Here is a 23917-nt window from a genome sequence, read left to right as displayed (position 1 = left end):
AATAGTCTCGCCCGGTCTCCGACCATCAAGCCTTCATCGCTCACCAGCTACCGACGCCGACGCTGACGCCGGGCGCGCGAATGCCGACGCCGGCGCGCGGGCCGTCATCGTAGTGGCGATGATAGCTCCGGCGCTCATAGTAGCGGTCGCGCGGCATGTAATTGTAGGAATCGCGCACGATCACGCGCGACCCGCCGCGCGTGCGATAGCAGCGACCATCCTCGTCGCAGACGAGTCGCACCTGCTGCACGAGATCCGGATTGGTGTATTCGCTGGTCGTATAGATATCGGAAGCCTTGGCCCCCGAGGCGGCGGCCAAGGCCCCCACGCCTGCCAGCAGCGCAATAGTCAACGTCCTCATCATGTCCTCCTCGAAACTGCCCTCGGCGGTAACAAGAAGGGGAGGCGGTGATCGTTCCGGGTCATCTACAGGTTTTTCCCGGAACCTGTCGTCAGGGGCGGGTTCCTAGATCGGCTCGTAAGTCTCCGTGCCGCAGATGTCGTCGGCGTCGGCGCGCCGGCGGTCCACGACCCTGCCGTCGTTGATCGTCACGATGTAGGTCTGGGCGCCGAGCGACGTACCGGTCGCCGAGGTGAGCTGCGCGCGGACGCACGCGGTCCAGCCCGGTCCTCGCAGCTCACGATGCGGCGGGGCGACGTGAACCTCGCGCGGATAGGACGTTGCGAGAAAGACGACGTCGATCTGCTCGCGCACCACGCGCTTGACGTCGGGCGGCGCTTCCGGCGGCTGCTCGGGCTCCTTCATGCGCATGAATTCCGGCACCGGTGCGCGGCTGTCGGCAAAGCCGCAGGCACCGAGCGCAAGCGCGCCAATGAGCAGCGCCGCATGAGCAATGATCCGCAACATCCGTGAAAGGTCCCCTGCGGGCCGACAGATAGGCACGAATGCGATCGGACGAAGTCAAGGCCGATCAAGATTTGCTGAGGTCCCGGAACCCGGACATCGCTATTCCGCGATTGGGGGCTGGCTTGTACCCCAGAGGTGGGGGATTGCGGTAATGCGGATTCTGGTCATCACGCCGCCGTGCTGGCGCTGAGGGCCGCCTCAGCGCAGGCGCAGTGCCCGCCCAATGACCGCGTCGAGTCGATCGACGTTGCGGGGCTCATCATCGCTCGCGGGTGTTACGCGCGTGATTGCGAGCCAGTCATGATGGTGGTGTGCACGCGATGCGAACCTTCGTTCACATCGCGCCCGCTATTGCACGAAAGCGAGGCCGACGCGCTTGTCGCTGCGCCAAACTGTGCGACAATGCCGTACGAAATGGTCACAGGCGATCGAGAGCGTGACCGATTGCGGCACCATGACGGGAGTGTCGAGGTCGATCGCCGCGCCGCCCGCCGACATGTTTCGCACCGTGCAAGGAATGCCGCTGTTTTCGAACGTGATCTTTCCGCCCTTGAAAACACGGTGACGTTGCGATGTGCGCTTCTCAATCATCCGCGTTAGTCCTGCCGATGAGTATGAAGTAGTGCATAGAAATTACGTTGAACTAAACTCAATACTGGCGCTACTTGCACGGCGTTTCAGACTTTGTTTACGACGTTAGAGCGGCGAGCCGCTCCCACGAACCTGCCCAAAGAGCCTACCCAAAGAGCCTACACAAGTGCCTTTCCTTTATGGCGCGACGCGCCGATGGAGATATTGATGAAGACTTCGCTTTCGATTTTGTTCGCCGCAGCGCTCTCGCTGGCCTCGATGCCCGCCCACGCCGTCAAGTGGGACCTCTCGACCATGACCTGCAAGCAGTTCCTCGAGAGCGGCGAGGACAACATCGGCGTCGTGCTGACCTGGATGGACGGCTGGTACAAGGGCGACGAGGACAATGCGATCATCGACACCGACGTCTTCATCGAGAATGCCAAGAAGTTCGGCGCCTATTGCGGAAAGAATCCGACCGTCAGCGTCGTCACCGCGGCCGACGAGATCCTCGGCAAGTGACATTGCCGGCGCAATGACGGCAAGCGCGATCGCGCTTGCTGTCCCGACACGATTTCCATCGAGAGCCGCCTCGAGCCTTGCGCTTCGCGCGGCTCTCTTGTTTTCAGGGCGCGTTCACCCCGGCAGCATCGCGAACGCGCTCGACACCATCGCGGCCGGCTTGCCGTCGGCGGCCGAGAGCAGCGTGACGCGGCCAAAGCTCATGGTGCGCCCGAGCCGCACCACGCGCGCATCCGCCAGCACGTCGGACGCGGCGATCGCGCGCATGAAATGCGTGGTCTGATCGACCGTGGTCATGGGACGGTAGCCGCGATTGGCCGCGAGGATCGCGATCACCATCGCGGTATCGGCGAGCGCCATCAGGGCCTGGCCGCAGACCACGCCGCCGTTGCGGCACAGCCGCTCCGAAAACGGCATGCGCAGCAGCGCGCCGGGCTGCCAGTCCGGGTCGTCCGCGGGCTGTACATGCTCGATGCGCTCGACCGCGAGGTTGAGATCCTGGACCCAGGGCGCAAAGACCTCGCCGAGGATGCGACTGGCGTCGGCGGGGCCGAACTCGGCTTCTGGCTGCGTTTGCATTGCTGTCGCGCTCTCCTGTGTTGCCGGATGTTTCACCGCATTGTGCGCGCATCCGCGAGGCAAAGTCACCCGGTCTGGCGCCGGCCGCCTCGGCTTGAAAATGCCTGACTTGGCCCGATATGATGCCTGGCTTGGGTAGGGGTGGATGATGGTGCGTCGCTGTATCCTCGTCTTTTGCATGGGCCTGCTCGGTCTCGCGCTGAGCGGGTGCACCAAATGCGGTCCGATCTGGGACGATTGGCTGCAGACGCCCAAATCATGCCGATCGGATCGGCACTAGCGGCCACCGGTCGTGACCGGGCTGACGAGGATGACAGGGCACGGGGCGATCCGCGCCTCATGGAAGACTTAAGGAGTGAATGATGAAGCTTTTCCGTTTGGCCGCGGTGCTGGCCGTGCTGGCGGGACCTGCCTACGCGCAAATGCCCAACATCAACTTGATGCAGGATGCCCCGAGCAAGTCGCCGGAGGAGAAGGCCATCGAGGCCGAACGTGAGAAGGCCTACAAGGAAACACTGAAGAAGATTCCGGATACCAAGGCGTCCAGCGATCCCTGGGGTGGCATGCGTGCCGAACAGCCGAAGCAGCCGGCGGCGCCGAAGGCGTCGTCGGCCGCAACCAGTGCGCCGAAGAAGGCCAAGAGCGGGACGGCCGCCAATTGACCCGTTCCGGGGAGGCACAATGCTCCTCGGAAGGACTCCTCTTGATCCGGCCCGCGCCCTACATTGTCGGTAGCGTAGTGCGCAGAGGAAGGCAGGACATGGCCGATCGTCCGCGGGATCTCGCCGAGCGGATGGCGCGCCGGCGCAAGGCGGCCGGCAAGCCCGGCCAGTCCGCCGGCGATGGCTATCTGCGCGAGACCTTCACGCTGCCGCGGGCGGCGGCACGGGAGCGGGCGCAGGCCTTCTTCGCCCGCTACCCCAAGGCCGGCTATATGAGCGAGGTCGAGACCTGGCGCGAATTGCCCGGCGGCGATATCGAGTTCACCATGCGTCGGCTGCCCAGCGCCGATTGACGCGCGCTATGACGCAGAAGGCGAAACGGTTCAGGCCGTCTTTCGCCCGATCGCCTTCAGCTCGCGGTCGATGCGCAACTGCACGCGCCGGATCGCCAGCAGGTCGAGCCTGGTCTCGGTCTTGCCGGTCCTGATCCGGTCGCCGATGCGGAACTGCCACTGCCAGACTGCGGGAATCGCCGTCTTGGCGATGGTGAACTCGACGCCCCTGTGATTCATGGTCACCTCCCACGATTCACCCTTGTGCCTGCAAACATGTTGGTCGTCGCAATATTCCGCAGGCAAGAAAAATGTCGCCCGCGGCCTCCGTGGTTCTCCGACCATGAACAAAGTTCCTGGAGCCCGGCCGGGGTGCACCGGCGGTCCCGCATCGCGGTTCCAATCGAAGCGCCGGATCCGCTCGACGGCATGTGCCTTGCTTGCCGATCACGGGCAAGCAACCATGGGCGCCTCATGCTCGGCATTCCCCGCCGCTACTCGCATTTCGTCTTCGGCATCATCCAGTCCGGGCTGACCTCGCTGATCGCGGCGGGGATCGCCAGCTTTCCCGCCGGCAGCCCGATGCTCTTCGTGCGGCACTGGATGGTGTCCTGGCTGATCGCATGGGCCGCGATGCTGCCGGTCGTGCTGCTGGCGGCGCCCGCGATCCGCGCCTTCTCGCTGCGCCTGACGCAGGAGGAGCAGGAGCCCCGCGCCGGCCGGTAGCCGGGCGACCCTAGCCGGCTGGCTGACGACAGCCTGACAGGCGGACCGCCGGCAGGTGCGCGATCGAAAGGCCGCACACTGGCCCCGTACCGGTCCCAATTTCGACATCCGTCCGCACCACTGCGGACACACCCGTCGGCAAGATTTTATCCGTTCGGCGCAGCCATGGGGGAAACGTGGCGCGCCGGAAACGGGGTGGCATCATATGGATAACGTAGAGCGGTCATTCGCCGTCGCGACGGCGGCTGGCTTCGTCGTGCTGGTGATAGGTCTGGTTCTGCTGGCGGTGCTCTAGCAGGCGCTGCTGCAGACGGAACTGACGTGCTGGGCCGTCCTATCGAAGGCGCCGGCGCGCCTTGCCTCTCAAAAGTGGCAAAACAACCCCATCCACAGTAGGGGTCCTGGCGATTTCATCGCTTCGCCAATGGGTTGCTGGTAGTATTTAGCTACCTGGTGCATCGCCGGTCGCGGCGCCCCGACCGGCGATGCCGATCGGAGGTTCCGGGCAAGGAACAGAGCGGAGTGCCGCATCGCGGGCGGGCCTGGCCCGCTCCGGACGGCGGTCCTGGCAGTGTCTAATGAACCTTGATCTCGTTCAGCGGCAGACGGAGCTCGGCGGCGCGCTCTTCGCGGTCCTTCTTGCGGAACTCGTTTTCCTTGCGCTCGAACTTCACCATCTCCTCGTGGGCGGCGTCCAGCAGCGGCTTTCGCCTCAGCGTATCGTGCTGCGTGTCGTTGTTCGTCATGACCAGAGATCCCCAAAAGTTGCGGTCCCATCCCCACAGAAGGCCCGAGACCGCGAAAAGGTTCGGTGCCGTAGGATTACGGAAACATGACGGCGCCCAGTCGCGCGTCGTTGATCCCGGTCATGGTCGCTTCGAGGAACCCGGCGTAGGCGGCTATTCCGGCGGCTGCAGCCCCGGCGATTTGACCCAATCGTTCAGATGATTGGCAACGTCGGCCTGGCGCGCCTTCTTGAGCAGCGCGTCCCGCTCCGGCCCGGGAGGTAGCTTGGACGCCTGCTCGCGGACCTGCTTCACCCATGCCGACAGCCGGTCCTGAAGGGTCAGTTGCTGCTTGAAACGTCGTCGCTTCAACATGGCGCGCTCTTTCCGTGCGAGGAGGCGGGAGCGCGAGTCAGCGGTCTCATCACCGATAGTGGCCACGGTCCGCGCGGTGATGATGCATTAGGATCCAGAAGTGGATCCGCGTCTGTTCAGTTGTGCACGCAGTGCCGACGGCGTGACGATCCAGCATGGCCGGTTCGACCAGCTCCGTTGTCTCCTGGTCCAGTCAGAAAGACAAAATCCGCAAAAGAACATATTGCGAACCTAGAACAAATGGGGTACATTGCTTTTATCGCCGAGCTGCCTCGCAACCGTTTGTCCCTCACGCGAATCCTCGCCATAAGGAGCACGACCCAATGTCCGCAACTGCCCTGCGTATCGTCGAAGGATCCTCCATGGACAAGAGTAAAGCTCTGGCTGCCGCGCTCTCTCAGATCGAGCGCCAGTTCGGCAAGGGCTCGGTGATGAAGCTCGGCAAGAACGACCGCTCCATGGACATCGAGGCGGTGTCCTCCGGCTCGCTCGGGCTCGATATCGCGCTCGGCATCGGCGGCCTGCCCAAGGGGCGCATCGTCGAGATCTACGGGCCGGAATCGTCCGGCAAGACCACGCTGGCGCTGCATACGGTGGCGGAAGCGCAGAAGAAGGGTGGCATCTGCGCCTTCATCGATGCCGAGCACGCGCTCGATCCGGTCTATGCCCGCAAGCTCGGCGTCAACATCGACGAGCTCCTGATCTCGCAGCCCGACACCGGCGAGCAGGCGCTGGAGATCTGCGACACCCTGGTGCGCTCGGGCGCGGTCGATGTTCTCGTGGTCGATTCGGTGGCGGCGCTGGTGCCGAAGGCCGAGCTCGAGGGCGAGATGGGCGATGCGCTGCCGGGACTTCAAGCACGGTTGATGAGCCAGGCGCTGCGCAAGCTCACGGCCTCCATCAACAAATCCAACACGATGGTGATCTTCATCAACCAGATCCGCATGAAGATCGGTGTGATGTACGGCTCGCCGGAAACCACCACCGGCGGCAATGCGCTGAAATTCTACGCCTCCGTCCGCCTCGACATCCGCCGCATCGGCGCGATCAAGGAGCGCGACGAGGTGGTCGGCAACACCACGCGCGTCAAGGTGGTCAAGAACAAGCTGGCCCCGCCGTTCAAGCAGGTCGAGTTCGACATCATGTACGGCGAGGGCGTCTCCAAGATGGGCGAGATCCTCGATCTCGGCGTCAAGGCCGGCATCGTCGAGAAGTCCGGCGCCTGGTTCTCCTATGACAGCCAGCGCCTCGGCCAGGGCCGCGAGAACGCCAAGGCGTTTCTGAAGGGCAACCCCGACATCACCGCCAAGATCGAGACCGCGATCCGCCAGAATTCCGGCCTGATCGCCGAGCAGATTCTCGCCGGCACGCCGGAGCGCGACGCCGACGGCGAGGAGCCGGCGGACGAGTAAGACCTAACGCGAAAATTTTTCGCGAGGAGCGGGCACTGAGGACGTTGAGTTGCCGACGTCTTCGGTGCCCGTTTCGTGTTGCGTGAGGGCGCGTCGACGATGAAGCGTGTGATTCTGACTAGTTCGTCCGGCGTTGGTCTCACCTATGCCGGTCGTGCTGACATGGTCGTCCCGTTGATCTTTCGGTTCGTTTGGGGGCCGTTGCCTACGTCGCACCACCTCGAGGACTATCTTACGGGAGGCTATTACAGGGGCGATCCGGAGGTGCGGTGGTCCGATCTTGTTGGCCGGTTGCCTCAGACCGGTCTCGCACACAAGGAGACTGGCCTGGTTTGGTTTTGCGAGACCTATGGCGTCGAGTTCATCGAGCTGTGGTTCGACCCTGAGCCTAACAGTCAATTGCAACTGATCTGGATCCTGGACTATTTGCGGTCCCATCCATCGATCACCCATTGTCTGAGACTGCGACGGGTCAATTTCGATCTGCGCGAAGCGGACGGCCCGCAACTTCGCGATCGTACGGTGCGGGAATCGGAGATCGCAGAGTGCGACTTCGAGATAGCCAACATGGCCTGGGAGGCGTATCGGGCGCCGACGCCTGAACTTTGCTTCGGGTTGCTGACAAGGGATTTACCCAGGCTACCTTTCCTGAAGCCGGCTCTGGAAGCGTTGCTAGCTGAACTGCCGTCACCAATCACCGGATTGGGCGCGACGGAGGCGCGGCTTATCGAGCTGATTGCAAGGGGGCACAACCGTACAAAAGAACTGTTTCAGCCGGGCGGGCTGCTCGAAACGCGCGTGTTCGACCAGTGGGAGCTGGGTCCGTTGCTCGAAGGGCTTGCGTCGGGCCCGATGCCGGCGGTCGCAGGTCTCGATCCGAAACTCGCGACGCTCGCCCCGCACGATGCGCGAGGTCGCAACGCCGCCTATCGTCGGAGCCGGTTGTCGCTGACCGAATTTGGCAAAGCGGTTCTGGAAGGCCGCGAAGATTTCCGTCGCCACAATCCGATTCGACGTTGGTGGGGCGGCACGCTGCTCACCAATGAACGGCTTTGGCGGTGGGATGGCGAGCGCCGGTTGTTGATTGCGCCCTAGCGGCGCACGCAGTGCCGTAGGGCCGAAGGCGTAATCCACCACCGTTCGGTTCAGCGGACGCAGAAGTGGTGGGTTACGCGTCGCGGACTGCGCTTTGCGCAGCCGCGAGGCTAACCCACCCTACACATCCTACTCCGCAGCTTCTGCGTAATCGCTCACCGGCGGGCAGGAGCACACGAGGTTGCGGTCGCCATAGACGTTGTCGACGCGGCCGACGGGGCACCAATATTTGTCGGAGCGCGAGACGCCGTCGGGGAAGCAACCCTCCGTGCGGGTGTAGGCGCGCTTCCAATCGTCGTCGGCGATGTCGTGCACTGTGTGCGGAGCGTGGCGCAGGGGCGAGGCTGCGATCTCAAAGCGACCGGCCTCGACCTCGGCGATTTCCTTGCGGATCGCGATCATGGCGTCGCAAAAACGATCCAGCTCGGCCTTGGATTCCGATTCGGTCGGCTCGATCATCAGCGTGCCCGGTACCGGGAAGCTCATGGTCGGGGCGTGGAAGCCGTAATCGATCAGGCGCTTTGCGATGTCGTCGACGGTGACGCCACTCGTCGTCTTCAGCGGACGCGGATCGACGATGCACTCATGCGCGACGCGTCCCTTCTCGTTCTTGTAGAGCACCGGGAAATGCGGATCGAGGCGCGCTGCGATGTAATTGGCGTTGAGGATCGCGATCTCGGTGGCGCGCTTCAGGCCTTCACCGCCCATCATCAGGATGTAGATGTAGGAGATGGTAAGGATCGACGCCGAACCGAACGGCGCGGCCGAGACCGGACCGACCGGCGCGTCTGCCTTCGTCGCGGGGTGGCCGGGGAGGAACGGGGCGAGATGCGCCTTGACGCCGATCGGGCCCATGCCGGGGCCGCCGCCGCCATGCGGGATGCAGAAGGTCTTGTGCAGGTTGAGATGGCTGACGTCGGCGCCGTAATCGCCGGGCCTGGAAAGGCCGACCTGCGCATTGAGGTTGGCGCCGTCGAGATACACCTGGCCGCCATGGCCGTGCACGATGTCGCAGATCTCGCGGATGTGCTCCTCGAACACGCCGTGGGTCGAGGGATAGGTGATCATGACAGCTGCGAGGTCGTTCGCGTGCTTCTCCGCCTTGGCGCGGAGATCATTGACGTCGACGTCGCCGTTCTTCTCGCAAGACACCACCACCACGTCCATGCCGACCATCGCGGCCGAGGCCGGATTGGTGCCGTGGGCGGAGGAGGGGATCAGGCAGATCTTGCGATGGCCCTGTCCGCGCGCGGCATGATAGCCGCGGATCGCGAGCAGCCCGGCATATTCGCCCTGCGCGCCCGAGTTCGGCTGCAGCGAGATCGCGTCATAGCCGGTGATGTCGCAGAGCCATTTCTCCAGGCGTGCGAACAGCGCGTGATAGCCTTGAGCTTGTTCGGGCGGGGCGAACGGATGCAGCGAGCCGAATTCCGGCCAGGTCAGCGGCATCATCTCGGTGGTCGCGTTCAGCTTCATGGTGCAGGATCCAAGCGGGATCATGGCGCGGTCGAGCGCGAGGTCGCGATCACTGAGCTTGCGCATGTAGCGCAGCATCTCGGTCTCCGAGCGGTGCGCATGGAACACCGGATGGGTCAGGAACGCGGTGCCGCGCTTCAAGTCGTCCGGCAGCGCCTCGCGCGTCTCGGCGTCGATCTCGGCATAGGCAAGCTTGCCGCCGAAGGCGCGCCAGACGGCTTCGACCGTCGCGGGCGTCGTGGTCTCGTCGAGCGCGATGCGAAGGGCGGTATCACTGATGCCGAGATTGATCTTCTCGGCCAAAGCGCGCGCGACGATCTCCTCGCGCTTGCTGCTGCAATCGACGCTGAGCGTGTCGAAGAAGCTTTCGCTGGCAGGCGCAAAGCCGAGCTTGCGCAAGCCGGTCGCGAGCACGGCGGCGCGGCGATGCACGTTGCGTGCGATCTGGGCCAGGCCCTCGGGACCGTGATAGACCGCATACATCGAGGCGATCACGGCGAGCAGCACCTGCGCGGTGCAGATGTTGGAGGTCGCCTTCTCGCGGCGGATGTGCTGCTCGCGGGTCTGCAGCGCGAGCCGATAGGCCGGCGCACCGCGGGAATCGACGGAGAGGCCGACGATGCGGCCGGGCAGCGAACGCTTCAGCGCATCGCGCACCGCCATATAGGCGGCGTGCGGCCCGCCATAGCCCATCGGCACGCCGAAGCGCTGGGCCGAGCCGATGGCGATGTCGGCCCCGAGCTCGCCGGGCGAGGCGAGCAGCGTCAGCGCGAGGAGGTCGGCGGCTAGAATCGCGAGTGCGCCCTTGGCCTTCAGCGCGGCGATCGCGGGCCTGAGGTCGCGCAACGCGCCCGAAGAACCGGGGTATTGCAGCAGCGCACCGAGCACGTCCGCTTTGTCGAGATCGGTGAGGGGATCGCCGACGACCAGAGTCCACCCCAGCGGCTCGGCGCGGGTGCGCATCACGGCCAGCGTCTGCGGATGCACGTCCTTGTCGACGAAGAAGGCCCTTGCCTTGACCTGCGAGTGGCGCTCGGCGAGCGCCATGGCTTCGGCCGCCGCGGTGGCTTCATCGAGCAGCGAGGCGTTGGCGACGTCGAGCCCGGTGAGGTCGCAGATCATGGTCTGGAAGTTGAGCAGCGCTTCCAGCCGGCCCTGGCTGATCTCCGGCTGGTAGGGCGTATAGGCCGTGTACCAGGCCGGGTTCTCCAGGATGTTGCGCTGGATCACCGCAGGCAGGATGGTGCCTGAATAGCCCTGGCCGATCAGCGAGGTGAAGACCTGGTTCTGACGCGCAAGCTCGGTCATGTGCGCGATCGCCTCGGTCTCGCTCAAGGGCTTGCCGAGGTCGAGCGGGCCGGCCTGCCGGATCGAGGCCGGCAGCGTTTCCGCGATCAGCGCATCGACGCTCTTGGCACTGACTGTTTCAAGCATGGCGGTGACATCGCGCGCCGATGGGCCGATGTGGCGGCGGACGAAACTGGCGGTGTCGCCGTTGGATTTGCGGTGCGCGGTCATCATGGGTCCTCGCTTCAGATTTCGCTGTCAGTGTCATGCCCCGCGAAGGCGGGGCATCCAGTACTCTCCAGCAGCGCGGATTGAACCGAGGGGCCGCGGCGTACTGGATCACTTGCCTTCGCGGGTGATGACACTGAGCATGAGGTTAGACTTCGCTTCATCTCACGCCGTATGCGCCTTGTAGGCGGCTTCATCCATGAGGCCGCCGAGCTCGCTTCTGTCGGCCATCTTGATCTTGAAGAACCAGGCCTTGCCTTGCGCATCCGAGTTCACCAGCGCCGGCTCGGATGCGAGCTCGGCATTGGCCTCGAGCACTTCACCCGAGATTGGTGCGTAGACGTCGGAGGCCGCCTTGACGGACTCGACGACGGCGGCGGCTTCGGCCTTCTTCAGCGCGCGGCCGACCTTGGGCAGCTCGACGAACACGACGTCGCCGAGTTGCTGCTGGGCGTAATCGGTGATGCCGACCGTGGCGACATCGCCGTCGATGGCGAGCCATTCATGGTCGGAAGTGTACAGCGTCGTGGTCATGTCTCGTCCTCAGCGTTTGTAGGTGTTTTTCACGAAGGGCATGGCGGCGACCTGTAAGGGCAGTCGCTGGCCGCGCACCTCGGCGAAGAGCTTTGTGCCAAGCGCGCTCAGATTCGTGGGCACGTAGCCCATCGCAACCGGCGCATTCAGGCTCGGGCCGAAACCGCCCGAGGTGACTTGTCCGATCGGCTCGCCGCCCGCGTCATTCGCAAACAGCAGCGCGCCCTCGCGCACCGGCGCGCGGCCTTCGGCGCGCAAGCCGACGCGGCGGCGGGATGCGCCGCCATCGAAATGGGCGAGGATCTTCGCAGCGCCGGGAAAGCCGCCGGTGCGCGCACCGCCGCTGCGGCGGCTTTTCTGCACCGACCATTCCAGCGCGGCCTCGACCGGCGTGGTCGTGGTGTCGATGTCGTGGCCGTACAGGCAGAGCCCGGCTTCCAGCCGCAGGCTGTCGCGGGCCCCGAGGCCAATCGGCAGCACGTCGGGATTTTCAAGCAGCACCTTTGCGAGGCGTTCGGCATCGCCTGCTGGAACCGAGATCTCGAAGCCGTCCTCGCCGGTGTAGCCGGAGCGCGAGACGAAGCACTTGATGCCGGCAACCTCGTGCGGGCCGGCGTCCATGAACTTCATGCCTGATACCTCTGCACAGAATTTCGCCAGCGCCGCTTCCGCCTTCGGGCCCTGCAACGCGATCAGCGCGCGGTCGGCAAGCGGCTCGATCACGCAGGCGTCGGACAGTTTCGCGCGCAGATGCGCCTCGTCCTGGGCTTTGCAGGCGGCGTTGACGACCAGGAACAGGTGATCGCCGAAATTGGCGACCATCAGATCGTCGAGAATGCCGCCGTCGTCATTGGTGAACTGGGCGTAGCGCTGCCGCCCTGCGGCGATCGCCACGATGTCCTGCGGCACCAGCCGCTCCAGCGCGCGGGCGGCGTCCTCCACATTGCCGGATTTCGGCCGGAGCGCGAGCTGGCCCATGTGGGAGACGTCGAACAGGCCCGCTTTGGTGCGGGTATGGAGGTGCTCTTTCAAGACGCCCGCGGGGTACTGCACGGGCATGTCATAGCCCGCGAACGGCACCATCTTGCCCCCTAGGGACACATGAAGGTCGTAGAGGGGGGTGCGTTTCAGGGAGTCTTGGTCGTGCGCTAGCATCTTGAGGGCCCTCGGCGGTTCCCCCGGGGAGGATTCCCCGATGGACACCAGTCGAAGCCCCATCTGTCGCTGTGCCTGAGAGTATTATCCCGTCGGCGGACGCTGTCCGGGCCTACACCCGTCGGCGCCTCTTTCCAGATGCTGTCAAAGCCACGCGGTCCTTTTGCCTGAGAGTTTCCGGGGCGGTTGCTCCTTCGGCGCCGGCTACCAGGTGCCGGTCTCTCCCGACGTGGCCGTACGATACAGATGGGTAGAGACCACAGGGGAGCCAAGCCTGTCAACGCGTCCGCGCGCCCTATCCAACGGGATTGCAAGGGGATTGAGCGCCTGCGGCAACCCTCTGATCTCTCTGCACAGTTTCTGGACAGCGAAGCTGGCCTTGTCTAAAAGCGCTTTGGCCCGCAGATATCAGCCTTAACGGTCCGGTTTGGACCGCGAAAAGCGGGCCCAAGCATACCCGATTGGATGAACATGAGCGGCGTCAACGAGATCAGGTCGACCTTTCTGAACTTCTTTGCCGAGAACGGCCACGAGATCGTGCCGTCCTCGCCACTCGTGCCGCGCAACGACCCGACGTTGATGTTCACCAATGCCGGCATGGTGCAGTTCAAGAACGTCTTCACCGGCGTCGAGAAGCGGCCCTATCAGCGCGCCACCACCTCGCAGAAATGCGTGCGCGCCGGCGGCAAGCACAACGACCTCGACAATGTCGGCTACACCGCGCGCCATCTCACCTTCTTCGAGATGCTCGGCAATTTCTCGTTCGGCGATTACTTCAAGGAGCGCGCGATCGAGCTCGCCTGGAAGCTGATCACGAGCGAGTTCGGGCTGAAGAAGGACAAGCTGCTCGTCACCGTCTACCACACCGACGACGAGGCGGCCGGCCTGTGGAAGAAGATCGCCGGCTTCTCCGACGACCGCATCATCCGCATCCCGACCTCGGACAATTTCTGGGCGATGGGCGACACCGGGCCGTGCGGCCCGTGCTCGGAGATCTTCATCGACCGCGGCGAGCACATCTGGGGCGGTCCTCCGGGATCGCCGGAAGAGGACGGCGACCGCTTCCTCGAATTCTGGAATCTCGTGTTCATGCAATACGAGCAGGTGACGAAGGAGGAGCGCGTTAATCTGCCGCGTCCCTCGATCGACACCGGCATGGGCCTGGAGCGCATGGCCTGCATCCTCCAGGGCGTCGAGAGCGTGTTCGAGACCGACCTGTTCAAGAACCTGATCGACGCGACCTCGTCCGCGCTCGGCAGCGGACCGAACGAGCAGAACGTCGGCTCGTTCCGCGTCATCGCCGATCACTTGCGCTCGTCCGCCTTCCTGGTCTCCGACGGCGTGCTGCCCTCGAACGAGGGCCGCGGCTATGTGCTGCGCCGGATCATGCGCCGGGCGATGCGCCATGCCCAGCTCTTGGGTGCCAAGGAGCCTTTGATGCACCGCCTCGTCTGGGCGCTGGTGCGCGAGATGGGCCAGGCCTATCCGGAATTGATGCGCGCGGAAAAACTGATCGAGGAAACGCTGCGGCTGGAAGAGACCCGCTTCCGCAAGACTCTCTCGCGCGGCTTGGCCATCCTCGACGAGAAGAGCGCGTCCTTAAAGAAGGGCGACATGTTCGACGGCGACGTCGCCTTCACGCTCTACGACACCTACGGCTTCCCGCTCGACCTGACGCAGGACGCGCTGAAGTCGCGCGGCATCGGCGTCGACCAGGCGGCGTTCACTGACGCGATGGAGCGTCAGAAGGCCAAGGCGCGCGAGTCCTGGAAGGGCTCGGGTGAGGCGGCCTCCGAGGCGATCTGGTTCCCGCTGCGCGAGAAGCTCGGCGCCACCGAATTCCTGGGTTACGAGACCGAGAGCGCCGAGGGCGTGGTCTCGGCGCTGGTCAAGGACGGCGCCGAGGTGACGAGCCTCAAGGCCGGCGAGACCGGCGCGATCGTGCTGAACCAGACGCCGTTCTATGCGGAGTCCGGCGGCCAGGTCGGCGACACCGGTGTGCTCTCGGGCGAGGGCGGCATCAAGGTTCGCGTCACCGATACGCAGAAGAAGCTCGGCGATCTCTTCGTCCATATCGGCACGGTCGAGAGTGGCGAAGTGAAGCTCGGCACGGCGCTGCAGCTCGAGGTGGATCACGCACGCCGCTCGACCATCCGCGCCCATCACTCGGCGACTCACATTATCCACGAGGCGCTGCGCCAGGTGCTCGGCGATCACATCGCCCAGCGCGGCTCGATGGTCGCGCCGGATCGGCTGCGCTTCGACTTCGTGCATCCGAAGCCGATCACGGCTGAGGAGCTCGCCCGGGTCGAGGACATCGCCAACGACGTGGTGTTGGAGAACGACGAGGTCACCACGCGCGTCATGGGCGTCGACGAGGCCCGCGAGGCTGGCGCGCGCGCGCTGTTCGGCGAGAAATATGGCGACGAGGTCCGCGTCGTCTCGATGGGCAGGACCGCGCGCGAGCGCGGCGCCAACGCGCTCGGCTGGTCGGTCGAGCTCTGCGGCGGCACCCATGTGAAGCGCACCGGCGATATCGGCCTGATCACGGTCACGAGCGAGAGCGCGGTCGCCTCCGGCGTGCGCCGGATCGAGGCGCTGACGGGCAACTACGCGCGAAAACATGCCAACGACACCATGGCGCTGGCGAAGATCGCGGCGAACGAGCTGCGCACCTCGCTCGACGACGTGCCGGCGCGCATCTCGGCGCTGATGGAGGAGCGCAAGAAGCTCGAGCGCGAACTCTCCGATGCCCGCAAGAAGCTGGCGATGGGCGGCGGCGCCGCAGCCGGCAACAACGGCGCAGCGTCGGGCGTGCGCGAGGCCGGCGGCGTCAAGCTGATGGCGCGTGCGGTCGAAGGCATCGAGATGAAGGATCTCAAGAGTCTCGCCGACGACGGCAAGAAGCAGATCGGCTCGGGCGTCGTCGCCATCGTCGGCGTCACCGGGGACGGCAAGGCCGGAATCGTGGTTGGCGTCACGCAGGACCTCACCGCGCGCTTCAACGCGGTCAATCTGGTCCGCATCGCCTCCGAGGCGCTCGGCGGCAAGGGCGGCGGCGGCCGGCCAGACATGGCCCAGGCCGGCGGCCCCGATGGCGCCAAGGCGTCCGAGGCCCTGAGCGCGATCGAAAAAGCGATGGCGGGCGCGTAAGGCGCGCGTCGCCAGGGTCGTCTCACCGGCTTCAATGGCATCGGCGTGGCACCTTGATCGCGCCGCGCGGTTCGGCCCGTAAAGCGATCAGCCCTTCTTCAGGAAGACGTAGTCGGCGGAGTAGGGCACGCTCCTGAATTCGCCGGCCTTGTCGCAGGCGCCGTCGAGCTTGCCGCCCTGGGTGTTGATGCGCTGGACCGTGGTGACAGGCGCAAGCACGCCGCTGCCGCGGTGAGTGGTGACGTCCAGCTTCAGCCAGGGGATGTCGGCTGCGGTCGCGCCCGGCGCATTGCCGACGGCTTTACCAGTCACGGCGCTGCCGTCGGCAAGCTCCCAGTTCGGGCCGGCATAATGGCGGCCGATGGTCTTGCTTTCGGACAGCAGCGTCGCGATCGGCTCGCGAAAAGCCCACGCGAGCTTGCCGTCGAGGCCAGCCTTGCACTCATAGACCTGCGCACCTTCGGCGTGGACGCTGAGCACGACGGTCTCGCCGGGGGCGGCGATCGCGTTGGGGAGTGGGTCGGCGGCGACAGCGAGCCCGGCCATTGCGGCGAGCAGGAGCAGGCAGGGGGTGGCAAGCTTGATGAACATGGCGGTCTCCGCGAATGCTCTCAAAAAAACGGGCCGCGCTGGTCGCGCGGCCCGTGATGATGTCTGGCTCCGTCGGGCGAAATTGCGGTCGACTTACGCCGCCAGCTCTTTCGTGAGGTTCTCGGCGACCTTGTCGAGGAAGCCGGTGGTCGAGAGCCAGCGCTGGTCGGCGCCGACCAGCAGCGCGAGGTCCTTGGTCATATAGCCGGCCTCGACTGTGTCGACGCAGACCTTCTCCAGCGTGGCCGCGAACTTGGCGAGCTCGGGGTTGTTGTCGAGCTTGGCGCGGTGCGACAGGCCTCTCGTCCAGGCGAAGATCGAGGCGATCGAGTTGGTCGAGGTCTCCTTGCCCTTCTGGTGCTCGCGGTAATGGCGGGTCACCGTGCCGTGGGCAGCTTCCGCCTCGACGGTCTTGCCGTCGGGGGTGAGCAGCACCGAGGTCATCAGGCCGAGCGAGCCGTAGCCCTGCGCGACCGTGTCGGACTGCACGTCGCCGTCGTAGTTCTTACAGGCCCAGACATAGCCGCCGGACCATTTCAGCGCCGAGGCCACCATGTCATCGATCAGGCGGTGCTCGTAGGTCAGGCCCTTGGCGTCGAACTCCTTCTTGAACTCGCGGTCGAAGATGTCCTGGAAGATGTCCTTGAAGCGCCCGTCATAGACCTTGAGGATCGTGTTCTTGGTCGACAGGTACACCGGGTAATTGCGCAGCAGGCCGTAATTGAAGGAGGCGCGGGCGAAGTCGATGATGGAATCGTCGAGATTGTACATCTCCATGGCGACGCCGGCGCCGGGCGCCTTGAACACTTCCTTCTCGATCACGGTGCCGTCCTCGCCGACGAACTTCAGCGAGAGGGTGCCCTTGCCGGGGAACTTGATGTCGGTGGCGCGGTACTGGTCGCCATAGGCGTGGCGGCCGATGATGATCGGCTTGGTCCAGCCGGGAACCAGGCGCGGCACGTTCTTGCAGATGATCGGCTCGCGGAAGATCACCCCGCCGAGAATGTTGCGGATGGTGCCGTTCGGCGACTTCCACATCTGCTTGAGATTGAACTCCTTCACCCGGGCTTCATCCGGGGTGATGGTGGCGCATTTGACGCCGACGCCGACCTTCTTGATCGCCTCGGCGGCGTCGATCGTCACCTGATCGTTGGTGTGGTCGCGGTATTCCATGCCCAGGTCGAAATAGAGCAGCTCGACATCGAGGAACGGGGTGATCAGCTTGTCCTTGATGTACTGCCAGATGATCCGGGTCATCTCGTCGCCATCGAGCTCGACGACGGGATTGGATACCTTGATTTTTGCCATGATCGGGGAAGCCTCTTGGGAACGGCGCTTTCGGCGCGCCACGGGAATATCCGCCGCCTCTTAGCACCTGATAGCAGCGGGCGAAAGCCAAGGGATTATGCACTTTTAGCTCATCCAGCTTGCGCAGGCGGGAAGCGGCCGGCCGGCCCTCGGCCCGGCCTTCGGGCCCGTTTCGGGCGAGATTCAAAGTCGAATCCAAGTCGTTATTTCCCTTGAGAATTTTGTCAGGACAGGCAAACGACAGACCGCGAGGCGGCCCGGTCGTGGGGGCCGCTTGAATCAATTCCTAAGGCGGCCTTGCCAAGGCCTTGAGACGAAGAGTGGAAGCGAAAGCAGATGTCGGGGACTGACAAGAGCAAAGCGGGCCTTTCCCTCGACGGTCCCATCGTGATCCTGGTCGAGCCGCAGCTCGGCGAGAATATCGGCATGGCCGCGCGCGCCATGGGCAACTTCGCCCTCGACCGGATGCGCATCGTCAATCCCCGGGACGGCTGGCCCAACATCGCGGCCCAGCGCGCCGCGGCCGGTGCGGACCATATCCTGGAGAAGGCGCAGCTGTTCGACACGGTCGAGCAGGCGGTTGCCGATCTCGACCTCCTGTTCGCCACCACCGCACGCCCCCACGACCAGGCCAAGCCCGTGGTGGGGCCGGAGGCGGCTGCCGCCGAGATCGCGGGGCACGTCGCGACGGGCGGCAGGGCCGGCATCCTCTTCGGCCGCGAGCGCTGGGGGCTGACCAACGAGGAGGTCGGGCTCTCCAACCGCATCATCACCTTCCCGGTCAATCCGGGCTTTGCCTCGCTCAACCTCGCCCAGGCCGTGCTCTTGGTCGGCTATGAATGGTTCAAGCGCGCGACGTCGGGCGAACTGCCGCACGCCATGCCTGAAAGATCCGAGCGCGCCTCGCAGCACCAGATGCAGGCCTTCTTCGACAATCTCGTGCGCGAGCTCGACAAGGTCGAGTTCCTGCGGCCCGCCGAGAAGCGCGACACGATGCTGGTGAACCTGCGCAACATCTTCACCCGGATGGAGCCGACCAAGCAGGACATGCACACGCTGCACGGCGTGATCATGGCGATCGCCGAGGGGCGCAAGGGTCCGGCCAAGGGCGGTGTACTCGACGGCGAGCAGGCCACGCGCCTGCGCGCGCTGCTGGCCGAGCACGGGCAGGGCGGCGGCGTGCCGGACAGCGGCTCGACCGTGCGGGGCCTTGCCCGCCTGCTCCGCCGCAACCCGACCGACGCCGAACGCCTGCTCTGGCAGGCGCTGACGCGTGATCGCCGCTTCGCAGGTGGGTTCAAGCGGCAGACTCCCGTGGGGCGCCACATCCCCGACTTCGTCTCATTCCCGCACCGGATCGCGATCGAGCTGGTGAACCCGGGCGAGGGGGAGGCGATTGCAGCCGATCGCGCGTCGCGGCGGGCGTGGCTGGAGGCGCGGGATTATCGCGTGCTCGACATTCGGGCCGTGGATGTGGAGCGCGATCTCGAGGCGGAGCTGGTGCGGCTTGCCGAGATGTTGGGACAGTAGGGTCAGTGGGCCGCGCTGTCATCGAAGCGGGCGGATGCGGCGATGATGGCGGCAAGCAGCGCGGCGATCAGGATGATGGCCAGTGCGGCTGTCCACCCATAGGCCTCAACGGCACTTCCGACCGCGACAGGTCCGGCCACTTGGCCGAGATTGCTGCCCTGCATCACCAGTCCGGTGACCACAGGAATGAGTGCGGCGGATGGCGCGAGCAAGGGGATCGATGAGATCAGGACGGCCGGCATCAGGCCACCGACCGCAGCGAACAGGATGCACAGCAGAAGCGTGGGCGTATCGCCGAAGATCTGCAGGAAGATGCCAGGAGCTGAAAAGCCCATGGCCAGACAGGCCGCGAAGACCAGCACTGAACGCCGGGCACCGCGCGCGAGCAGGTAGCCGGCAGCGACATTGCCGATGATGTTGCTTGCGGTGGCGAGGGCACTGAGCATGCCGGCCGTGCCATGGGGGATGTTCATCCGTTCCATCAGCAGCACCGGGAGGAAGCTGAACAGCGCGAAGAACATCAGGCTGTAGAGGACAAAACATCCGGCCAGCAGAAGCGGGCCTTTGCTTGCCGCCACGTACACGGCATCGGACATCGTCCGTCGCCACGATGCCGGGGTGCGCTTCGGAGCGGCCGGAATACTCATCCACGCGGCCACGATGGCGATCGCTGCAGGACCGGCGCTGCCCCACCACAGTGCGCGCCAGTCGCTGAAGAACGTCCCGACGAGCATCGCGAGCGCAATGCCGGCCGGCATGAAGCAGCTCCACAGGGCAAGCGGAACGTCCTGTTGCCCGGACGGGACTGCTCTGTTCAGGATCGCCGGACCCGCAACAATGATCAGAAGAAATCCTGAGCCTTCTACGATGCGCGATGCGAGAAGCACCGCATAGTCGGTTGCGAGCGCGCCGATGATGGCGCCAAGGATGAGCAGCCCGAGGCCGACAATGAGACTTCGCCGATCTCCGGCGCGGGCGACGAGGGAGCCGGCAGGGATACCGCCCAACAGGCCGAGAACAGCGATGATCCCGGTCAGCCAGCCGGCAGAGGCGAGGTCAAGGCCCAGATCCTTTTGCAGCATGGGCGTGGCGATCGCAGCCTTCCCCACCTGGATCGCGGCGACGACGCCGGAGCCCACGACGATGCTCACCACATGCCAATGTCGATCTCGCAAGGACGAGGCAGGTGCTGCCGCCGCCATCAGGCCGCCTCCGTGAGCCGCCCAGCGGCCAGGGCGCGAGCGATCTCGGCGACATGGCGTCCCTGAAAGCGTGCCCCGGCCAGTTCGTTGGCGCTTGGACGACGATCCCCGCCGCTGCCGTCGTCGGCGAGGGTCGATGCGCCGTAGGGCGAGCATCCGGTGACCTCGTCCATGCGCATCTGTCCCTTGAATGTGTAGGGCAGCCCGACCACGACCATGCCGAGGTGCAGCAGCACGCTGTGCACGGACAGAATGGTGCTTTCCTGGCCGCCATGCTGGCTGCCCGTCGATGTGAAGACGCTGCCGACTTTGCCCACGAGCTTGTTCTCGAACCACAGGCCGCCGCACTGGTCGAGGAAGTTCTTCATCTGCGCGGCCATGTTCCCGAAACGCGTCGGGGTGCCAAGGATGATCGCGTCGTAGTCCGGCAATTCGGCCACGGCGGCGGTGTCGGCGCGTTGATCGACCTTGTATCCGGCCCTCTGCGCGACGTGGTCGGGAACAATTTCCGGCACGCGCTTGATGGCGACTTCGGCTTCGGCCTCCCGTGCACCCCGGGCCATCTCTTCAGCCATCGTCTCGATGTGACCGTAGGACGAGTAGTACAGCACCAGGACCTTCGTCATTTTGCTTCCTCGCTCTTAGGTGGGGGCTAGCAGCCAAAATAGGTCTGTGCTTGATCAGCGGTAGCGCGATAAGATCGATGAGTTCGATCGATTGGATAGATCATGCTGGACGTGCTGACGCTAGATCAGTTGCGAACATTCGTGACGGTGGCGGAATGCGGGAGCTTCCGGGCGGCCGCGGCTCGGCTGTCCCGTGTTCAGTCCGCCATCAGCCATGCCATCGCCAATCTGGAGGCCGAACTGGGTGTTGCGCTGTTCGATCGCACGGGTCATCGGCCGGTCCTGACGCCCGAGGGGCAGTCACTGCTCGCCAACGCGCGTGACATTCTCCTCAGGGTCGATGCGATGCGGGCGCGGGCCCGGGGCCTTGGCGAGGGAGTCGAACTCGAGCTTTCCCTGACAATCGACACGTTGTTTCCGATCGGCATGGTCGGCGCGGCATTGACGAAGATGCGCGCTGCCTATCCCTCGGTTTCAATCAGGCTTGCGGTCGAGCCGCTGGGTGGACCGATCGCCTCGCTGATCGACAAGCGCAGTTCGCTTGCGATCGTGGTCGGCGAGGATTTTCGCGATCCGCGGATCGCACTCGAGGCGATCTCGTCGGTCGAGCAGGTTGCCGTCGTTTCCGTCGATCACCCATTGGCGAGGCGGCAATCGCGCAACAGGATCAGCCTTCAGGATCTGGCCGATCATCTGCAGATCGTTCTGTCCGATCCGACGCCGCTGACGGAAGGGCGCATGTTCGGTGTGCTTTCGCCCCAGACCTGCCGGGTCACCAATCAGGACACCAAGCATGCGATGATTCTCGCCGGTCTCGGCTGGGGCCGCCTGCCGTTCTGGCTGGTGGAGCGCGATCTGAGGGAAAGGCGCCTCGTGCGCCTTGCCACCACCGCCCTCGGACGGCGCAGCCAGGTTGCCGCAGAAGCCTATCTCGCGCACCGGCTGGACCAGCCGCTCGGACCAGCCGCGCTGGCTTTTCGCGAGGCCTTGTTGCAGATCGCCGAGGCGTAGGCGGACACGGCTCGAGGCGCGTCGCGTGCTCGACATTAGGGCAGTGGATGTGGAGCGGTGATCTGGAGGCGGAACTGGTGCGGCTTCAGGGGATGATGGCCAAGTCGGCCTGAGCATCGGGCCGCACGGACCCGTCGCCTGCAAGTGCGCAACCAAGGGCTGTGCATAGACAAGATTGGTTGCTATGAAGTCTCTGGAAATTGAGTGGGGACTGCATGTTTGGAAGGATCGGCCGCGCAGGAGTTCGTGCGGCAGCAAGCTTCGGTGTTGTGGCGCTGACGGCCTTGCTCGAAATGTCAGGCGCTCGCGCGGAAATGCCGTTGGCTTCCAAGTGTAACGCGGTCGGCAATTTCAGCCTCGATGACAGGATCGCAGGCTGCACCGCCATCATTCAGGCGGCGGGGACGGGCATGCAGCAAGGTGTGGTCATGGCGCGCTTCCGCCGCGCCATGTTCTACCGCCAGAAGGGCGAGATCGACCTTGCGATAGCGGACTACAACGAGATCATTGAGCGCGATCCGGGCAATCTGAACTCCCGCATCGCGAGGGCTTCTGCGCTGATCCAAAAGCGAGAGCCCGAGGCTGCGCTGCTTGATTATGCCAAGGTGATCGAGCTCGATCCGAAGAATACCTACGCCTATATCGGACGTGCTCACGTCTATTCGGCGAGACGCGACTTCGTCCGTGCCATCGCCGATTATGATCAGGCCCTTCTGATTCATCCGGACAATGTCATAGCGCATGTCGAACGAGGCCTCTCTTACGTCCGGAATGGGGATCCCGATCGGGCCATGGCTGACTGCGATCGTGCGGTCGAGATCAGCCCGCAAAACGGTGGAGGCCAATTGTGCCGCGGTCGAGTTTACTTCGCAAAGGGTAAGAGAGAGCTCGCGTTGGCCGCACTGGATCAAACCATCCAGATCAAACCCAGAAGCGAGAATTTTTACTACTTCCGAGCCGAATCCTTTTCTCAACTGGGTGAACTCGACCGCGCGATCGCCGACTATGACCGGATCATCGAGCTAAACCCACAGAGCCGGTCTGCCTATGGTTGCCGGGGCGTCGCCTATTTTCAAAAGGGTGATTACGATCGCGCCATTGCCGATTACAATCAGGTGATCCAGCTGGCACATAAGGGTCAAGGAAACACCGGCGATCGGCAGAGTCAGCTTCAAGGTCAGGATGCAGATCCCATTTCTGCGTCCGTCGCAGGTGAATCGATTGCGCTCGCGTCCACGGATGGCCCCGTGCTCCGCGCTCGGGGTGGGGCCTACCACGCGAAAGGGGAGCTTGACCGCGCTATCGCAGACTTCGATGATGCGATACGCCTCAACCCCAAGGATAAGGATGCATTCGGGCTCCGCGCCAACGCGTACAAGGCCAAGGGGGACTTCGGCCGCTCGCTCGAGGACTACGATCAACTCGTGCAGCTCGATCCCAAGGATGCGCGCGCCTACTTTCATCGTGCGAGGCTCTATTGGCAGACCGCTTCCTTCGCCCAATCGTTGACCGATCTGGATCAGGCGATCGAGCTCGATCCGAAAGGTGCCTATCCAGTCATCTGGCGCGAAATTGTTGCAAGGCGCAGCGACCAACCGAGCCGGCTGAGCGAGGCTGCAAAGCGGCTCGACGCGACGAAATGGCCCGCGCCGGTCGTCAACCTCTTCCTGGGTACGACGACGCCGGAGCAAGTGCGCAGCGCAGCGGACGATGCCGACCCGGCGAAGAAGAAGGGGCAGGTCTGCGAGGCGAATTTCTATATTGCCGAGCGAGCCCTGCAGAGCGGCTCCAGGGAAGAGGCGTTAAAACTGTTCGAGCAGGCGGCTGCCGATTGCCCGAGGACCTTTATCGAGAAGTCGGCCGCCGACGTCGAGCTTGCCGCGCTGCGAGCGAGCCGCTGATCGAGCGGACGGGTCCGTAGGCGGGCAAATCAAAGCTTACAGTTGAGAC

At 64.6% G+C, this 23917-nt stretch carries 24 protein-coding genes and 1 riboswitch; of the genes, 10 read left to right on the top strand and 14 right to left on the bottom strand.

What is annotated here, in order from left to right; all coding sequences use genetic code 11:
• Positions 1–40 precede the first annotated feature (40 nt).
• The 3 genes from N2605_RS22560 to N2605_RS22550 form a co-directional block, all read right to left on the bottom strand.
• Positions 41–364 (bottom strand): hypothetical protein, encoded by a 324-nt coding sequence (locus tag N2605_RS22560; protein WP_036013014.1) that lies wholly within the window; start codon positions 362–364, stop codon positions 41–43.
• Positions 365–466: 102 nt separating this feature from the next.
• Positions 467–868: a hypothetical protein gene (locus tag N2605_RS22555; protein WP_036027875.1), complete on the bottom strand. Its 402-nt coding sequence runs from the start codon at positions 866–868 to the stop codon at positions 467–469.
• A gap of 348 nt (positions 869–1216) precedes the next feature.
• Entirely contained in the window at positions 1217–1459 is a 243-nt protein-coding gene (locus N2605_RS22550) for a PilZ domain-containing protein (protein WP_260343253.1), read from the bottom strand.
• A 207-nt stretch (positions 1460–1666) separates the two neighbouring features.
• Here N2605_RS22550 and N2605_RS22545 point away from each other — a divergent pair, with 207 nt between their 5' ends.
• Positions 1667–1960: an HdeA family protein gene (locus tag N2605_RS22545; RefSeq protein ID WP_225128886.1), complete on the top strand. Its 294-nt coding sequence runs from the start codon at positions 1667–1669 to the stop codon at positions 1958–1960.
• Positions 1961–2074: 114 nt separating this feature from the next.
• Here N2605_RS22545 and N2605_RS22540 read toward each other — a convergent pair whose 3' ends face one another.
• The gene (locus N2605_RS22540; RefSeq protein WP_225147582.1) at positions 2075–2539 is read right to left on the bottom strand and encodes a PaaI family thioesterase; all 465 of its coding nucleotides are present in this window, start codon (positions 2537–2539) and stop codon (positions 2075–2077) included.
• Positions 2540–2901: 362 nt separating this feature from the next.
• Here N2605_RS22540 and N2605_RS22535 point away from each other — a divergent pair, with 362 nt between their 5' ends.
• Positions 2902–3201, top strand: a complete 300-nt coding sequence (locus N2605_RS22535) for a hypothetical protein (RefSeq protein WP_128264514.1) — start codon at positions 2902–2904, stop codon at positions 3199–3201.
• Between the two features lie 98 nt (positions 3202–3299).
• Complete coding sequence (locus N2605_RS22530) at positions 3300–3554, top strand: hypothetical protein (protein WP_036013009.1); 255 nt, start codon at positions 3300–3302, stop codon at positions 3552–3554.
• A 30-nt stretch (positions 3555–3584) separates the two neighbouring features.
• On the opposite strand, the gene N2605_RS22525 is transcribed toward N2605_RS22530, so the two are convergent.
• Positions 3585–3773 (bottom strand): hypothetical protein, encoded by a 189-nt coding sequence (locus tag N2605_RS22525; protein ID WP_260343249.1) that lies wholly within the window; start codon positions 3771–3773, stop codon positions 3585–3587.
• 234 nt (positions 3774–4007) lie between these two features.
• On the opposite strand from N2605_RS22525, the gene N2605_RS22520 reads away from it, so the two are divergent.
• Entirely contained in the window at positions 4008–4259 is a 252-nt protein-coding gene (locus N2605_RS22520; RefSeq protein ID WP_109143204.1) for a DUF2798 domain-containing protein, read from the top strand.
• A gap of 575 nt (positions 4260–4834) precedes the next feature.
• Here N2605_RS22520 and N2605_RS22515 read toward each other — a convergent pair.
• Together N2605_RS22515 and N2605_RS22510 are read right to left on the bottom strand one after the other, a co-directional pair.
• Positions 4835–5005: a hypothetical protein gene (locus N2605_RS22515; protein ID WP_225114240.1), complete on the bottom strand. Its 171-nt coding sequence runs from the start codon at positions 5003–5005 to the stop codon at positions 4835–4837.
• Between the two features lie 153 nt (positions 5006–5158).
• On the bottom strand, positions 5159–5359 hold the full coding sequence (locus N2605_RS22510; RefSeq protein ID WP_036043863.1) for a hypothetical protein: 201 nt from the start codon (positions 5357–5359) through the stop codon (positions 5159–5161).
• Positions 5360–5682: 323 nt separating this feature from the next.
• Here N2605_RS22510 and recA point away from each other — a divergent pair, with 323 nt between their 5' ends.
• Together recA and N2605_RS22500 are read left to right on the top strand one after the other, a co-directional pair.
• Positions 5683–6771, top strand: coding sequence for a recombinase RecA (gene recA / locus N2605_RS22505; protein WP_027577058.1), 1089 nt, complete (start codon positions 5683–5685; stop codon positions 6769–6771).
• A 99-nt stretch (positions 6772–6870) separates the two neighbouring features.
• Positions 6871–7866 (top strand): hypothetical protein, encoded by a 996-nt coding sequence (locus N2605_RS22500; protein ID WP_036012995.1) that lies wholly within the window; start codon positions 6871–6873, stop codon positions 7864–7866.
• Positions 7867–7995: 129 nt separating this feature from the next.
• Here the strand turns inward: N2605_RS22500 and gcvP are convergent, their stop codons facing one another.
• From gcvP to gcvT, 3 genes are all read right to left on the bottom strand, one after another.
• Positions 7996–10860, bottom strand: coding sequence for an aminomethyl-transferring glycine dehydrogenase (gene gcvP / locus N2605_RS22495; protein ID WP_260347471.1), 2865 nt, complete (start codon positions 10858–10860; stop codon positions 7996–7998).
• Positions 10861–11022: 162 nt separating this feature from the next.
• On the bottom strand, positions 11023–11391 hold the full coding sequence (gene gcvH / locus N2605_RS22490; protein WP_057030328.1) for a glycine cleavage system protein GcvH: 369 nt from the start codon (positions 11389–11391) through the stop codon (positions 11023–11025).
• A 9-nt stretch (positions 11392–11400) separates the two neighbouring features.
• A complete protein-coding gene (gene gcvT / locus N2605_RS22485; protein WP_260343244.1) occupies positions 11401–12546 on the bottom strand; it encodes a glycine cleavage system aminomethyltransferase GcvT in 1146 nt (381 codons plus the stop codon).
• A 146-nt stretch (positions 12547–12692) separates the two neighbouring features.
• A riboswitch (glycine riboswitch) is annotated at positions 12693–12783 on the bottom strand.
• A 234-nt stretch (positions 12784–13017) separates the two neighbouring features.
• On the opposite strand from gcvT, the gene alaS reads away from it, so the two are divergent.
• Positions 13018–15699, top strand: coding sequence for an alanine--tRNA ligase (alaS, locus tag N2605_RS22480; RefSeq protein ID WP_225124731.1), 2682 nt, complete (start codon positions 13018–13020; stop codon positions 15697–15699).
• Between the two features lie 87 nt (positions 15700–15786).
• Here alaS and N2605_RS22475 read toward each other — a convergent pair whose 3' ends face one another.
• Both N2605_RS22475 and N2605_RS22470 read right to left on the bottom strand, forming a co-directional pair.
• Positions 15787–16290 carry a DUF3455 domain-containing protein gene (locus tag N2605_RS22475; protein ID WP_225147579.1) on the bottom strand — a complete coding sequence of 168 codons (504 nt, stop codon included), beginning with the start codon at positions 16288–16290 and terminating at the stop codon, positions 15787–15789.
• A 93-nt stretch (positions 16291–16383) separates the two neighbouring features.
• Complete coding sequence (locus tag N2605_RS22470) at positions 16384–17598, bottom strand: NADP-dependent isocitrate dehydrogenase (protein WP_225114235.1); 1215 nt, start codon at positions 17596–17598, stop codon at positions 16384–16386.
• Positions 17599–17934: 336 nt separating this feature from the next.
• Between N2605_RS22470 and N2605_RS22465 the strand changes: the two genes are divergently transcribed.
• A complete protein-coding gene (locus N2605_RS22465) occupies positions 17935–19128 on the top strand; it encodes a TrmJ/YjtD family RNA methyltransferase (protein ID WP_260343239.1) in 1194 nt (397 codons plus the stop codon).
• A gap of 2 nt (positions 19129–19130) precedes the next feature.
• Here the strand turns inward: N2605_RS22465 and N2605_RS22460 are convergent, their stop codons facing one another.
• Positions 19131–20330: an MFS transporter gene (locus N2605_RS22460; RefSeq protein ID WP_260343238.1), complete on the bottom strand. Its 1200-nt coding sequence runs from the start codon at positions 20328–20330 to the stop codon at positions 19131–19133.
• Complete coding sequence (gene wrbA, locus N2605_RS22455) at positions 20330–20956, bottom strand: NAD(P)H:quinone oxidoreductase (protein ID WP_036012985.1); 627 nt, start codon at positions 20954–20956, stop codon at positions 20330–20332. The genes N2605_RS22460 and wrbA overlap by 1 nt, the downstream gene beginning before the upstream one ends.
• 102 nt (positions 20957–21058) lie before the next feature.
• Between wrbA and N2605_RS22450 the strand changes: the two genes are divergently transcribed.
• Together N2605_RS22450 and N2605_RS22445 are read left to right on the top strand one after the other, a co-directional pair.
• Positions 21059–21967: a LysR family transcriptional regulator gene (locus N2605_RS22450; RefSeq protein ID WP_109143213.1), complete on the top strand. Its 909-nt coding sequence runs from the start codon at positions 21059–21061 to the stop codon at positions 21965–21967.
• 215 nt (positions 21968–22182) lie between these two features.
• Positions 22183–23868: a tetratricopeptide repeat protein gene (locus tag N2605_RS22445; protein ID WP_036012965.1), complete on the top strand. Its 1686-nt coding sequence runs from the start codon at positions 22183–22185 to the stop codon at positions 23866–23868.
• Positions 23869–23917 lie beyond the last annotated feature (49 nt).

The organism is Bradyrhizobium yuanmingense (assembly GCF_025200905.1).
Taxonomy (GTDB): domain Bacteria; phylum Pseudomonadota; class Alphaproteobacteria; order Rhizobiales; family Xanthobacteraceae; genus Bradyrhizobium; species Bradyrhizobium yuanmingense.
The sequence above is the reverse complement of the archived record's forward strand: the minus strand, read 5'-3'. Positions and strand labels throughout refer to the sequence as shown.

Coding starts and splice junctions, on each gene's coding strand:
- N2605_RS22545 (WP_225128886.1), top strand. CDS start 1,667: ATGAAGACTTCGCTTTCGATTTTGTTCGCCGCAGCGCTCTCGCTGGCC.
- N2605_RS22530 (WP_036013009.1), top strand. CDS start 3,300: ATGGCCGATCGTCCGCGGGATCTCGCCGAGCGGATGGCGCGCCGGCGC.
- N2605_RS22460 (WP_260343238.1), bottom strand. CDS start 20,330: ATGGCGGCGGCAGCACCTGCCTCGTCCTTGCGAGATCGACATTGGCAT.
- gcvH (WP_057030328.1), bottom strand. CDS start 11,391: ATGACCACGACGCTGTACACTTCCGACCATGAATGGCTCGCCATCGAC.
- N2605_RS22445 (WP_036012965.1), top strand. CDS start 22,183: ATGTTTGGAAGGATCGGCCGCGCAGGAGTTCGTGCGGCAGCAAGCTTC.
- wrbA (WP_036012985.1), bottom strand. CDS start 20,956: ATGACGAAGGTCCTGGTGCTGTACTACTCGTCCTACGGTCACATCGAG.
- N2605_RS22475 (WP_225147579.1), bottom strand. CDS start 16,290: ATGTTCATCAAGCTTGCCACCCCCTGCCTGCTCCTGCTCGCCGCAATG.
- alaS (WP_225124731.1), top strand. CDS start 13,018: ATGAGCGGCGTCAACGAGATCAGGTCGACCTTTCTGAACTTCTTTGCC.
- N2605_RS22540 (WP_225147582.1), bottom strand. CDS start 2,539: ATGCAAACGCAGCCAGAAGCCGAGTTCGGCCCCGCCGACGCCAGTCGC.
- N2605_RS22550 (WP_260343253.1), bottom strand. CDS start 1,459: ATGATTGAGAAGCGCACATCGCAACGTCACCGTGTTTTCAAGGGCGGA.
- N2605_RS22500 (WP_036012995.1), top strand. CDS start 6,871: ATGAAGCGTGTGATTCTGACTAGTTCGTCCGGCGTTGGTCTCACCTAT.
- N2605_RS22555 (WP_036027875.1), bottom strand. CDS start 868: ATGTTGCGGATCATTGCTCATGCGGCGCTGCTCATTGGCGCGCTTGCG.
- N2605_RS22515 (WP_225114240.1), bottom strand. CDS start 5,005: ATGACGAACAACGACACGCAGCACGATACGCTGAGGCGAAAGCCGCTG.
- N2605_RS22560 (WP_036013014.1), bottom strand. CDS start 364: ATGATGAGGACGTTGACTATTGCGCTGCTGGCAGGCGTGGGGGCCTTG.
- N2605_RS22510 (WP_036043863.1), bottom strand. CDS start 5,359: ATGTTGAAGCGACGACGTTTCAAGCAGCAACTGACCCTTCAGGACCGG.
- N2605_RS22450 (WP_109143213.1), top strand. CDS start 21,059: ATGCTGGACGTGCTGACGCTAGATCAGTTGCGAACATTCGTGACGGTG.
- gcvT (WP_260343244.1), bottom strand. CDS start 12,546: ATGCTAGCGCACGACCAAGACTCCCTGAAACGCACCCCCCTCTACGAC.
- N2605_RS22520 (WP_109143204.1), top strand. CDS start 4,008: ATGCTCGGCATTCCCCGCCGCTACTCGCATTTCGTCTTCGGCATCATC.
- gcvP (WP_260347471.1), bottom strand. CDS start 10,860: ATGACCGCGCACCGCAAATCCAACGGCGACACCGCCAGTTTCGTCCGC.
- recA (WP_027577058.1), top strand. CDS start 5,683: ATGTCCGCAACTGCCCTGCGTATCGTCGAAGGATCCTCCATGGACAAG.
- N2605_RS22535 (WP_128264514.1), top strand. CDS start 2,902: ATGAAGCTTTTCCGTTTGGCCGCGGTGCTGGCCGTGCTGGCGGGACCT.
- N2605_RS22470 (WP_225114235.1), bottom strand. CDS start 17,598: ATGGCAAAAATCAAGGTATCCAATCCCGTCGTCGAGCTCGATGGCGAC.
- N2605_RS22525 (WP_260343249.1), bottom strand. CDS start 3,773: ATGAATCACAGGGGCGTCGAGTTCACCATCGCCAAGACGGCGATTCCC.
- N2605_RS22465 (WP_260343239.1), top strand. CDS start 17,935: ATGTCGGGGACTGACAAGAGCAAAGCGGGCCTTTCCCTCGACGGTCCC.